Here is a 12,148-nt window from a genome sequence, read left to right on the forward strand (position 1 = left end):
GCCATGAACCGTCGCGACTTTCTCTGGAGCGGTGCCGCCGCCACTGCCCTCACAATCGGAGCCGGAGCGGCGTTGCACATGGGCGGCGCGAAGCCGGCTCTGGCCGCCGAGACCTTCGAGATCACCAAGACCGACGCCGAATGGCGCGCCATCCTTTCGGATGCCGCCTTCGACGTGCTGCGCAGGGAGGGCACCGAATATCCGGGCACCAGCCCGCTGCTCAACGAACACCGCAAGGGCATCTTCGCCTGCGCCGGATGCGACCTGCCGGTCTATCCGTCGGAAACGAAGTTCGATTCCGGCACCGGCTGGCCGAGCTTCTGGCAGGAGATCCCCAATGCCATCGGCAAGACCGAAGACCGTTCGCTCGGCATGACGCGCACCGAGGTGCATTGCCGCCGTTGCGGCGGTCATCTTGGCCATGTCTTCGACGACGGCCCGCCGCCCACCGGCCTGCGCCACTGCATCAACGGCGTGGCGCTGACCTTCAAGCCCGCCGCGGCCTGAGCGGACTGCGATCTGTCCAAAGAAATGACCCCGGAAATCGGCGACGATTTCCGGGGTCACGCGTTGAGGACGCCAGGCGGGGGTTCCGGCTCCTCAATGGCCTCCGCCGCCACCGCCGCCTTGCTGTGCCGGCTTGTTGATGAACAGCACGAAAAATCCGAGCGAGGCGAACAGCACGGTCAGCATCATGAACACGTCCATGAAGGACAACAGCGCCGCCTGCTGCTGCACCATGCCGGACAGCTTTGAAATGGCGGCGGCCGTGGCGTCGAGGCCGGCGTTTTGCTGGAAGGTCAGCGTCATGTTCTGCAGCTTGGTCTGCGCGGCCTCGCTGCCCCACTGCACATGCTCGGAAAGCCTTGCATAGTGAAAGGCATTGCGGTCGATCAGCACCGTGTTGATGACTGCCAGGCCGACGGCACCGCCGAGATTGCGGGTCAGGTTGAACAGGCCCGACGCATTCTTCAGCCGCTCCGGCGGCAGCGTGCCGAGCGCGATGTTGTTGATCGGCACCATGCACAGCATCATCGAGCAGCCGCGCAGGATCTGCGGGATCAAGAGCTCATAAAAATCCCAGTCGGCGGTGAGATGCGTCATCCACCATGTGCCGGTGGCGAAGCCGATGAAGCCGACCATCATCATCAGCCTGAGATCGATCTTGTTCGACAGGATGCCGGCAACGGGCGCGGTGAAGAACATCGCCAGGCCGCTGACGAACAGCGCCTCGCCGATCATCATCGAATCGTAACCGCGGATGCGGCCGAGGAACACCGGATAGAGGTAGGTCAACCCGTAAAGGCCGATGCCGACCACGAAGGAGAACAGCGAGCCGAAGGCGAAATTGACATTGTTGAAGGCCCGCAGATCGACGATCGGCTCCTCGGCGGTGAACACGCGCCAGAAGAAGATGAGACCGCCTATGGTCATGATGATGGCGCAGGCAAAGACGGCCGGCTCCTGCAGCCAGTCATGGTTCGGGCCTTCCTCCAGCACGTATTCCATGCAGCCAAGGAAGGCGGCCATGCCGATCAGGCCCCACCAGTCGAACTTGGAGAACAGCTTGAGGTTCGGCTTGTCGAAATCGATCAGCGACCAGGCAGCCGTCGCCACCAGTATACCCGGCACGACATTGATCAGGAACAGCCAGTGCCAGGACATGGCATGGCTGATATAGCCGCCGACCGTCGGGCCGATGGTCGGCGCCAGCGTCGCCACGAGGCCGATCATCGGCGAGACGACGGCGCGGCGCGACGGCGGGAAGATGGTGAAGGCGGCAGCGAACACGCTCGGAATCATGCCGCCGCCGATAAAGCCCTGGATGGCGCGGTAGACGATCATCTGGTCGATGTTGGTGGCGGTCGCGGCCAGCGCGCTTGCTGCTGTGAAGCCGGCGGCCGCGGTCGTGAACAGCACGCGGGTCGACAGCATGCGGCTGAGGAAGCCCGACAGCGGGATCATCACCACTTCCGCGATCAGATAGGCGGTCTGAACCCACGGGATCTCGTCGGAGCTGGCGCTGAGGCCGGCCTGGATCTCGGCCAGCGATGCCGAGACGATCTGGATATCGAGGATCGCCATGAACATGCCGAACACCATCGCCAGGAAGGCGATGACGCGGCGCGCCGGCATGTGGTCGGCGGGGGCGGCGGCTGCCGGACGTGCCGGCGCTGCTCCTGCGGTAATGGTTGCGGTTGCCATCTCATGGCCTCCCTGCGGCAGCTCCAAAAGTGCGCGGCGTTTTCCGCCCGGAACTGCGTCAAAACAGGCTGGGCGGCTCGGCGCTCAATTGGCCACCGGGCCGCCCCCCAAACTGCTCAGTTGGTCGTCGCGGCCGGCGCGGTGCGGCTGTCGGCGGCGACGATGACGCTCAGGCCGGCGCGCAACTTGCCGGTCTTCAGCACGTCGGCCGGCACGTCGATGCGGACCGGCACGCGCTGCACCACCTTGGTGAAGTTGCCGGTGGCGTTTTCCGGCGGTAGCAGCGAGAACACCGCGCCCGAAGCCGGCGCCAGCGACGAAACCGTGCCCTCGAAGGTCTGGCCGTCGATGGCATCGACCGTGATGCGGACCTTCTCGCCAGGCACCAGCCGGCCAAGCTGCGTCTCCTTGAAGTTGCCGACGATGTAGAGCTTATCCATCGGCACGACGACGGCGAGCTTCTGGCCGGGCGTGACGAGGTCGCCCTGTTCGACCGAGCGGTTGCCGACGACGCCGTCATAGGGCGCCTTGAGCACGGTGAAGGAAAGGTCACGCTGCGCCTTGTCGCGGGTGAGCTGCAGCGAGGCGAGCGTGCTGGCGGATTCCGCACGCTGGGCTTCGAGCACGCCGATATTGGCCTGCGCGGCGGTGATTTGCGCGTCGGCGCCGGCGAGGGCTGCCTTCGCCTGGTCGAGCGCCGTCTGGGCGTCGTCGAGTTGTGCCTGCGTGCCGACATGCGTCTTGAGCAGCTGCGCCGCGCGGGCCTGTGCGCGTGCCGCATTGTCGGCCGCCGCCTGGTCGGCGATCTTCTGCGCCTGTGCTTGCGCCAGCGAGGCCTGCGCCGCCTTGGTTTGCGCATCGATGCGGTCGAGCGTCTTCGCCAGCGTGGCGATCTGCGCCTCCGCCTGGCCGACCGCGATTTTGTAGTCGCCGTCATCGATGACGAACAGCGGATCGCCGGCCTTGACGCTCTGGTTCTCGCTCACCAGCACCTTGTCCACATAGCCGGAGATTTTCGGCGACACGAACGACATGTCGGCCTGGACATAGGCGTCGTCGGTGGAGATCATGAACCGGCCGTCGGTCCAGTAATCGTAGCCGTACCAGGAGCCGGCGCCGAGGAGGCCCAGCCCGATGATCGGCAGCAGCAGCGAGCGCACAGAGCGCTTCTTCTTGGCCGGCGCTTCGGCAGGCGCGGGAGGAGCGGGCAGTACAGGCGCTTCCGGAGCTTCGGTCGACGGCTGGACCTTGGCGTTGGGGAAATTGCGGACTTCGGCGGTAGCGGGCGCGTTCGAGGACATGATAATCTCTCTGGGACAAGTCAGTCAGACTGAACCGTTCGGTTCGAATTGGTGATTGACATAGCGCGGAAAGAGGCCCATATCAAGAGCAAATCGAACCGGTTGGTTCGAAATATTTCGTGAGGTTTGACGTCGATGGTCGAAACGACAGCCGATAGCGATCTGCTCGACTTGCGCAAAGGCCGTCCCGCGGCCGGGCAGGATCCGATCAAACGGGCCCAGATCATCGAAGGCGCGCGCCGCGTCTTCATCGACAAGGGCTTCGAAGCCGCGTCGATGAACGACATCACGCGCGAGGCCGGCGTCTCCAAGGGCACGATCTACGTCTATTTCGCCAACAAGGAAGAGCTGTTCGAGGCTCTCATCGAGGAAGAGCGTGGCACCATCTTCAAGAATATGTATGAGGTGCTCGACCATTTCGACGACCTGCGCAAGACGCTGGTGAAGTTCGGCATGGTGCTCTCCGCCAAGATCACCTCGGCCAAGGTCATCCAGGCGCAGCGCACCGTGGTCGGCGCTTCCGACAGGATTCCCGAGCTTGGCGCCCGCTTCTACGAGCGCGGTCCCAAGCGTGGCCACGACAAGGTGATGATCTTCCTCAACGAAGCCGTCGAACGCGGCCTGCTGAAGATCGACGATGTCGATCTCGCCGCCTATCAGTTCACCGAGCTCTGCCTCGCCGGCCTCTTCCGCCAGTGCATTTTTTCCTACCGCACCAAGGCGCCGAGCCAAGCCGAGATCGAGCATGTCGTTCGCTCCGGCGTGAACGTCTTTCTGAAGGCCTACGGCACCGAGAAGCTCGCGGCCGAGGAGCAGGCGTCGCTCTCGGCGTGAACCTGCGGCGCGCAGCGATTGCGAAGGAACGCGAGGCGCTTTGACGACGCTACGGCGCCGCGGCAGCCGACTTCGATGCCACCGGTCACCTCCTTCTTCCAGCCCAACTCGAACCGTCGACGGGCACTTTTCCCGGACCCTTCCGGAAGAGCTTGTTAACCATCGGTTCCTATGTCTCGGGACACGTTTGTTCGACGAATCTCGAGTGTGACATCCATGCGTTTTACCCGTGCCAATCCTTCCGGTGCTTCCGCTTACGGCGACAACGACGACAGCAGCTCGGAAGACGCGCGGCACCATGGCGCTGCCGTGCCGCCGCAGCGGCAAACAGGGCAGGTCGTCACGCTGCGAGCCGCCGCTGACGGCGAATCGAACGCCGCCGATTCGGCTGGCGGCGACGAGTTCGGCGGCCAGGCCTGGCAGCAATATTTCTTCCTCGCGCCCAATGTGCGCTTCACTCGCACGCCGGATTCCGACAAACGGCCCGCACCGGAGCCAGTTGATGAAGCGCCGGCCAAGGCGGTGGCTTCCCGCGGGCTTCCCATTCGTCCGGCGCCGCTGGCGCCCCAGCCGACCAATCCGGGCCGGGCAGTCCCCGGCGCGGCCGCCACCGCCCCGGCCAAGCCGCCGCAGGCCATCGTCAAGCCGCAGCAGGCCAGCGCCGCGCCGCCGCCACGGGCCGTAGCCACTCCGGCACAAAAGCCGCAGCCGCCGAAATTTCGTTGGTCCTATCTTTCCGACGATGCGTTTTTCGAGTTCAGCCTGCCCTTGCTCGCCGAGCGCCTGGCGCGGGCACGGCTGAACGATCCTTTGCAGACGCCCGCGGCTCCCGCGCGGATGAGTCCTGCGGCGCAACCGAGCCCGTTCCGCCCCGCCGCGATCGGAGAGGCGACCTCGTTCTACCGCGTCATCGAATGGCGCTCGCACGGGCCGGCCGCAAGTCTGGCCCCGCTGACGGCGCCGGTCGATCTGCCCGCTCTCCGGTCCGCTCCTGGGGAAATCGAATCGCGCGCGCCCGCGCCTGAGTCCGTCGCGCCGCGTCCCATCGCAAAGAGCGCCAAGGCCGCCAGACCCGCGCCGCCCCTGCCCGTCGCCGGCAAGGTCGCGCCGCAGCCCGCTTCGGCCGGCTACGAGCTTCCGTCCGAGGAATTGCTGCAGATGCCGCCGGAAGGCCAGGGCTTCTACATGTCGCAGGAGCGGATGGAACAGAACGCGGACCTGCTCGAAAGCGTGCTGGAGGATTTCGGCGTCAAGGGCGAGATCATCCATGTCCGGCCGGGTCCGGTCGTCACGCTCTACGAGTTCGAGCCGGCGCCGGGCGTGAAGTCCAGCCGCGTCATCGGCCTGGCCGACGACATCGCCCGCTCCATGTCGGCCATCTCGGCGCGCGTCGCCGTGGTGCCGGGCCGCAATGTCATCGGCATCGAGCTGCCCAACGAAACGCGCGAGACGGTCTATTTCCGCGAGCTGATCGAATCGGCCGGCTTCCGCAACACATCGTGCAAGTTGGCGCTGGGGCTGGGCAAGACCATCGGCGGCGAGCCGGTCATCGCCGACCTCGCCAAGATGCCGCATCTGCTGGTCGCCGGCACCACCGGCTCGGGCAAGTCGGTCGCCATCAACACCATGATCCTATCGCTGCTCTACCGGATGAAGCCGGCGGAGTGCCGCCTCATCATGGTCGATCCCAAGATGCTCGAATTGTCCGTCTATGACGGCATCCCGCATCTGCTCACGCCGGTCGTCACCGATTCCAAGAAAGCGGTCACCGCGCTCAAATGGGCGGTCCGCGAGATGGAGGAGCGTTACCGCAAGATGGCGCGCCTCGGCGTGCGCAACATCGACGGCTACAACCAGCGCGCCGCGGCCGCCCGCGACAAGGGGGAGGTCGTGGTCATGCAGGTGCAGGTCGGCTTCGAGAAGGGCACGGGCGAGCCGCTGTTCGAGGAGCAGGAGATCGACCTCGCCCCGATGCCCTACATCGTCATCATCGTCGACGAGATGGCCGACCTGATGATGGTGGCCGGCAAGGAGATCGAAGGCGCCATCCAGCGGCTGGCGCAGATGGCGCGCGCCGCCGGCATCCATTTGATCATGGCCACACAGCGCCCGTCGGTCGACGTCATCACCGGCACCATCAAGGCCAATTTCCCCACCCGTATCTCCTTCCAGGTGACGTCCAAGATCGACAGCCGCACCATCCTTGGCGAGCAGGGCGCCGAGCAGCTGCTCGGCCAGGGCGACATGCTGCACATGGCCGGCGGCGGGCGCATCGTGCGCGTGCACGGTCCCTTCGTCTCCGATCTCGAGGTCGAGCACGTCGTGGCGCATTTGAAGGCGCAAGGCCGCCCGGAATATCTCGATACGGTCACCGCCGGCGAGGAAGAGGAAGAAGATCCGGCCGACACGGGTCCAGTCTTCGACAAGGGCTCGATCGACGCCGAGGATGGCGACGCCCTCTATGAGGAGGCGGTCAAAGTGGTCAAGCGCGACAAGAAATGCTCGACCTCCTACATCCAGCGCCGCCTCGGCATCGGCTATAACCGCGCCGCCTCGCTGGTCGAACGCATGGAGAAGGAAGGCCTGGTCGGCGCGCCCAACCATGTCGGCAAGCGCGAAATCCTTGCCGGCCGGCGCGACCATGCGCCGGAGCGCGACGAGACGGATTGAGCGGGCGTTAGGGCGCGCAGTCAGGTCGGCCGATCGCGGCTGGTCCTGCCCGTCCTTGTTCTATCTGGGGCCCTCGGGGAGAGGTCAGCCGGGCGAAGCGGAGACTGGGTGAGGGGGAGCGCAGTACGCGGCTGCCCTGCTCCAAGGCGAAAAATGCGTCAGCCGCCGTTCGCCACCAAGGCGATCGCCGCGCGCAGATCCTCGAGCCCTGAGGCCTTTTCCGACGAAGTCGCGAGCACCGCCGGGAACGCCGCCGGCCGTTTCTTGATCTTGGCCATCGTCTCCTCGATCAGCTTCGGCACGCCGGCCGCCTTGATCTTATCTGTCTTGGTCAGCACGATCTGGTAGGACACCGCCGCCTTGTCGAGCAGCGACAGCACCTCCTCGTCCTTGGCCTTGATGCCGTGCCGGGCGTCGATCAGCACATAGACGCGCTTCAGCGTGACGCGGCCCTGCAGATACTCGAAGATCAGCTTCGTCCAGGCATCGACCTTATCCTTCGGCGCGCTGGCGTAGCCGTAGCCCGGCATGTCGACCAGCGCCATCGGCGGCAGGTCGGCGCCTTCGCCGGAGAAGCCGTCCGGCACGAAATAGTTCAGCTCCTGCGTCCGTCCGGGCGTGTTGGAGGTGCGCGCCAGCCCCTTCTGGCCGACCAGCGCGTTGATCAGCGACGACTTGCCGACGTTGGAGCGGCCGGCAAACGCGATCTCCGGCGGCCCTTCCGGCGGCAGGAATTTCATCGACGGCACGCCGCGGATGAAGATCCACGCGCGGGTGAACAGCTCCGGACTTATGGCAGTTTCGCTCGTGGTTTTGTCCGGCGCGTTCAAACGGCGGCCTCCAGCTTGGAAATGTCGGCGCCTCGAATGGCGTTGAGGTTGCGGCTGACCTTGTCGACCGGCCAGTTCCACCAGGCCGCTTTCAAAAGCCGTCGCACCGTGAACTCATCGAAGCGCATCTTCACCACCTTGGCCGCATTACCGGCGACGATCGCATAGGGCGGCACGTCGTGCGTGACAACCGATTTCGCGGCGACGATCGCGCCATGGCCGATCTCGATGCCCGGCATGATCACCGCATCCATGCCGATCCACACGTCATTGCCGACGACCGTGTCGCCGCGGATCTCTTTCGACCAGGTCTCGGGGTCGAAACCTTCCTCCCAGCCATGGCCAAAAATGTTGAACGGATAGGTGGAGAAGCCGGACATGGCGTGATTGGCGCCGTTCATGATGAAGCGGGCACCCTCGGCGATGGCGCAGAATTTGCCGATGATCAGCCTGTCGCCGATGAAGGGATAGTGGTGCAGCACGCACCTCTCGGCGAATTTGTCCGGGCCGTCGGGATCGTCGTAATAGGTGAAGTCGCCGATCTCGATGTTCGGCGCATTGACCAGCGGCTTCAGGAAGCCGACGCGCGGATGCATCGCAATGGGATGCTTGATGTTGGGGTTGGGTCCGGTCATCGCGGTCAGTCCTTAGTTGGCAGGCACGAGGCGGCGCCCTGGCGACGCTGTCTCCCGATCAAACTACCGTGATCAGGCTGCAGCACCAACCCGCGCTCAGCGGCTGCCGCGACAGATCACGATCGGGTTGGAAAGCGCGCTGTCGAAACCGCTGCCCTGATAGACCTGGACGTTGGAGGCGCCGGGCGGCAGCGTGAAACTGCCGTCGACGACTTTCTGGTCGCCGGCCGAGGTGTGCAGGGCCCAGCTATAGGTGCAGAACTGCGGCGGAGCCTTGGGTTGCACGTGGCTGCAGTTGAGCTGCGCGCCGCCGAGCATTGCCGCGCCGCCGCAGCTCACCGCTTCCTTGGCGGCGGCCGGAAACGCGCATGTCAGCAGGGCAGCCACGGTCGCGATCCTGAGCCGGTTCATCTTCATTTTTCGTGCGTGCCTCTTCCGGCCTTCAGTTGCGCCACGTCGGCGCGACGTTTGCTCCAGGCGGCTTAGCTGGTCTTGCGCACCGCGTCCAGCAGGATTATGTGCATGATGATAATAAGCATGCTCACGAAAGCTTGTCTGCCGACTCCGAAGTTCCTCCCATGCCTTCCTCGCTCACCAGCAGCTTCGTCCTGCACGACGTCGCGCGCCTGCCCGGAAAACGCTTCGAGCAGCGCTCGCGCCGCTCGAGCCAGACTCGCGGGCATTGGCAGGTGCGGCCCTATCTGTCTCGACAGCAAGGCATTCACCTTTCCGCGGACGCGCGGCAGGAGCTGCAAACACTTTGTCTGATCAAATCCAATCTGCTCGAGGCCTGCGCCCAGCCGGCTGTCGACCGGGAGAAAGTCCATGTCTGAACCAGCCTCACCACGCAAACCCGCCGACGGCGACAATGCCGGCGACAGAAGCAGCGACCAGGTCATTCGCCTGGACAGCCAGCGCGAGCAAAGGCGTGCCGCCAATCCGGGGATCGAAAACGATGAGCTGGAAGCCCCTGTCGCGCCGGAACCTGCTGCGCTCGAAGCACCCTCGGCCCAGCCGAAGCCGGCCGCCGTCACGATAGCCTCGCCGGCCCGGGCCAAGCCGCGGCGCAGCTTAACCCGGTCTGTCCTGTTTGCGCTGCTTCCGGTGGCGCTGGCGGTCGGCGGCTATTACTACGTCGTCGGCGGTCAGGTCATGACCACCGACAATGCCTATGTCCAGGCGCAGTCGCTCGGCGTCTCCACCGATGTTTCCGGCACCGTGCAGGAGATCGACGTGCATGACAACGAGGCGGTTAAGAAGGGCCAGGTGCTCTTCCGCTTGCGGCCGGCCTCGTTCGAGACGGCGCTGGCCGGCGCTCAGGCGCAGCTCGGCACGGTGCGCAACCAGGTGCTGACCTTGCAGGCGAGCTACCAGCAGTCGCTGGCGCAGATCGCCCAGGCCGAGGCCGACATCCCCTACTACGAGTCGGCCTTCCAGCGTCAGCAGGACCTGCTCAAGACCTCAACCGCCTCGAAGGCGACTTTCGACAGCGCCCAGCACGATCTCATCGCCGCCCGGCAGAAAGTCATCGTCGCCAAGGCGCAGGCGCAGGCAACGCTCGCCCAGCTCGGCGGCGACGCCGACCAGCCGGTCGAGAAGAACCCTTTCTACCTGCAGGCCCAATCGGCGGTGGACGATGCCCAGCGCAATCTCGGCGATTCTGTTGTCAAGGCGCCGTTCGACGGCGTCGTTACCAATGTCGATGCGCTGCAGGTCGGCAAGTACCTTCCCGCCTCGCAGCCGGCCTTCAGCCTGGTCTCGTCGACCGACATCTGGATCGCCGCCGAGCCGAAGGAAACCGAGCTCACTTATGTCCGGCCGGGGCAGAAGGCGACGATCAGCATCGACGGCTATCCGGGCGAGGTCTGGCGTGGCGAGGTCGGCAGCATCAGCCCGGCCTCGTCGTCAAGCTTCTCGCTGCTTCCGGCGCAGAACACCAGCGGCAACTGGGTCAAGGTCGTGCAGCGCATCCCGATGCGGGTGACGATCGACGACCCGCAAGGCAAGCCGCCGCTGCGCGGGGGCATGAGCACGGTTGTCAGCATAGACACCGGCCATGCCCGCGGCCTGCCCGATTTCGTGACCGACCTCTTCAAGCGGTTTGAGCAAAAGTCATGAGCACCGTCGCCACGGGCACGCCTGCGGTCGCCAATCGCGGAGCCATCACCGCCTGCGTCATCCTGGCGGTCATCATGCAGGCGCTGGACACCACCATTGCCAATGTGGCGCTGCCCTATATCCAGGGCAGCGTGTCGGCGAGCGCCGACCAGATCAACTGGGTGCTCACTTCCTATATCGTCGCCGCGGCGGTGATGACGCCGCCTTCGGGCTATCTTGCCAACCGCTTCGGCCGCAAGCGCATCCTGCTGGTCGCCATCACCGGCTTCGTCGTCGCCTCGGTGCTGTGCGGCTTTGCCCAGTCGCTGCCGCAGATCGTCGGCTTTCGGCTGCTTCAAGGCCTGTTCGGCGCCGCCCTTGTACCGCTGTCCCAGAGTATCCTGCTGGACATCTACAGCGTCGAGGAGCGCGGTTCGGCCATGGCGCTGTTCGGCGTCTCGGTGATGGTCGGCCCGGTGCTTGGGCCCGTCATCGGCGGCTGGCTGACCGAGAATGTTTCCTGGCGCTGGGTCTTCTACATCAACGTGCCGATCGGCGTGCTGGCTTTCGCCGGCGTCTCGATGTTCGTGCAGGAGACCAAGCTCGACCTCAAGGCCCGGCTCGACTGGTTGGGTTTCGGCATGCTCAGCCTCGCCATCGCTTCGCTGCAGATGTTCCTCGACCGCGGCGAGCAGCTCAACTGGTTCTCCTCGTCCGAGATCATCGTCGAGGCGCTGATCTGCGCGTCGGCCTTCTATATCTTCATCGTCCACACCTTCACCGCCCGCGACACCTTCGTGAACCCGCGGCTGTTCCTCGACCGGAATTTCGCGGTCGGCATGGTGTTCATCTTCATCATAGGCATCACCTATCTCGCCTCGCTGGCGCTGATGACGCCCTACCTGCAAACGCTGATGGGCTATCCCGTGGTGACCGCCGGCATCGTCATGGGGCCGCGCGGCCTAGGCACCATGGCCTGCATGTTCCTTGTCGGCCGGCTGGTCGGCAAGGTCGACACGCGCTGGCTGCTGTTCACGGGGCTCGCGGTCACCGCCTGGGCGATGTACGACATGACCGGCTGGACCCCGGACGTTTCGCAATGGACGATCATCCGCACCGGCTTCATCCAGGGCGCCGGCTTAGGCTTCCTGTTCGTGCCGCTCACCACCATCACCTTCGCCACGCTGGCGCCGGAACGGCGCGCTGAAGGGACGGGCCTCTACAATCTGTCGCGCAACATCGGCTCCAGCGTCGGCATCTCGGTCGTCACCGCGCTTCTGACGCAGAACCAGCAGATCAACCATGCCAACATCGCCGACTATGTGACGCCCTATAATCCGGCGTTCGGCGATCCGGCGATCGCGCAGGCGCTGAGCCCTTACACCGCCGCCGGCCGCGCCGCGCTCGACGGGCTGGTCACGCTGCAGGCAACGATCATCAGCTATGTCGACGACTTCGAGCTGATGATGTTGCTCTCGCTCGCCGCCATCCCGCTTGTGCTTCTGCTGCGCAAGCCTGGCACACCGGCCAAGGTCGACCACAGCGCCGTCATGGAGTGAGCTGGTGGATGTCGCCC

General features: G+C 65.2%; 11 protein-coding genes. 6 read left to right on the plus strand and 5 right to left on the minus strand.

The genetic code is table 11. The annotated features are described in order from the left end of the window. Positions 1–3: 3 nt before the first annotated feature. Complete coding sequence (gene msrB / locus EOD29_RS19255; RefSeq protein WP_067323811.1) at positions 4–507, plus strand: peptide-methionine (R)-S-oxide reductase MsrB; 504 nt, start codon at positions 4–6, stop codon at positions 505–507. A gap of 93 nt (positions 508–600) precedes the next feature. On the opposite strand, the gene EOD29_RS19260 is transcribed toward msrB, so the two are convergent. Both EOD29_RS19260 and EOD29_RS19265 read right to left on the minus strand, forming a co-directional pair. Further along, the gene (locus EOD29_RS19260) at positions 601–2,205 is read right to left on the minus strand and encodes a DHA2 family efflux MFS transporter permease subunit (protein WP_095799435.1); all 1,605 of its coding nucleotides are present in this window, start codon (positions 2,203–2,205) and stop codon (positions 601–603) included. Positions 2,206–2,321: 116 nt separating this feature from the next. Continuing rightward, positions 2,322–3,506 carry an HlyD family secretion protein gene (locus EOD29_RS19265; protein WP_127241619.1) on the minus strand — a complete coding sequence of 395 codons (1,185 nt, stop codon included), beginning with the start codon at positions 3,504–3,506 and terminating at the stop codon, positions 2,322–2,324. Positions 3,507–3,641: 135 nt separating this feature from the next. Here EOD29_RS19265 and EOD29_RS19270 point away from each other — a divergent pair, with 135 nt between their 5' ends. Then, positions 3,642–4,340 carry a TetR/AcrR family transcriptional regulator gene (locus tag EOD29_RS19270; protein WP_067323814.1) on the plus strand — a complete coding sequence of 233 codons (699 nt, stop codon included), beginning with the start codon at positions 3,642–3,644 and terminating at the stop codon, positions 4,338–4,340. A gap of 216 nt (positions 4,341–4,556) precedes the next feature. Next, positions 4,557–7,010: a DNA translocase FtsK gene (locus EOD29_RS19275; RefSeq protein ID WP_127247475.1), complete on the plus strand. Its 2,454-nt coding sequence runs from the start codon at positions 4,557–4,559 to the stop codon at positions 7,008–7,010. Positions 7,011–7,168: 158 nt separating this feature from the next. On the opposite strand, the gene yihA is transcribed toward EOD29_RS19275, so the two are convergent. The 3 genes from yihA to EOD29_RS19290 all read right to left on the minus strand — a co-directional run bounded on the left by yihA (position 7,169) and on the right by EOD29_RS19290 (position 8,862). Next, positions 7,169–7,840: a ribosome biogenesis GTP-binding protein YihA/YsxC gene (yihA, locus tag EOD29_RS19280; RefSeq protein ID WP_281059220.1), complete on the minus strand. Its 672-nt coding sequence runs from the start codon at positions 7,838–7,840 to the stop codon at positions 7,169–7,171. After that, a complete protein-coding gene (locus EOD29_RS19285; protein ID WP_067324652.1) occupies positions 7,837–8,475 on the minus strand; it encodes a CatB-related O-acetyltransferase in 639 nt (212 codons plus the stop codon). The genes yihA and EOD29_RS19285 overlap by 4 nt, the downstream gene beginning before the upstream one ends. A gap of 96 nt (positions 8,476–8,571) precedes the next feature. Then, positions 8,572–8,862: a hypothetical protein gene (locus tag EOD29_RS19290; RefSeq protein ID WP_245457040.1), complete on the minus strand. Its 291-nt coding sequence runs from the start codon at positions 8,860–8,862 to the stop codon at positions 8,572–8,574. A gap of 59 nt (positions 8,863–8,921) precedes the next feature. Here EOD29_RS19290 and EOD29_RS19295 point away from each other — a divergent pair, with 59 nt between their 5' ends. Genes EOD29_RS19295 through EOD29_RS19305 form a run of 3 tightly spaced genes read left to right on the plus strand, consistent with a single transcriptional unit; the run spans position 8,922 to position 12,131 of the window. Next, complete coding sequence (locus EOD29_RS19295; protein ID WP_245466600.1) at positions 8,922–9,308, plus strand: hypothetical protein; 387 nt, start codon at positions 8,922–8,924, stop codon at positions 9,306–9,308. Continuing rightward, positions 9,301–10,593 (plus strand): HlyD family secretion protein, encoded by a 1,293-nt coding sequence (locus EOD29_RS19300; protein ID WP_127247476.1) that lies wholly within the window; start codon positions 9,301–9,303, stop codon positions 10,591–10,593. The genes EOD29_RS19295 and EOD29_RS19300 overlap by 8 nt, the downstream gene beginning before the upstream one ends. Then, the gene (locus EOD29_RS19305; RefSeq protein WP_127247477.1) at positions 10,590–12,131 is read left to right on the plus strand and encodes a DHA2 family efflux MFS transporter permease subunit; all 1,542 of its coding nucleotides are present in this window, start codon (positions 10,590–10,592) and stop codon (positions 12,129–12,131) included. Before EOD29_RS19300 ends, EOD29_RS19305 begins: the two co-directional genes overlap by 4 nt. Positions 12,132–12,148: the final 17 nt, after the last annotated feature.

The organism is Mesorhizobium sp. M1A.T.Ca.IN.004.03.1.1 (assembly GCF_003997555.1).
Classification (GTDB): domain Bacteria; phylum Pseudomonadota; class Alphaproteobacteria; order Rhizobiales; family Rhizobiaceae; genus Mesorhizobium.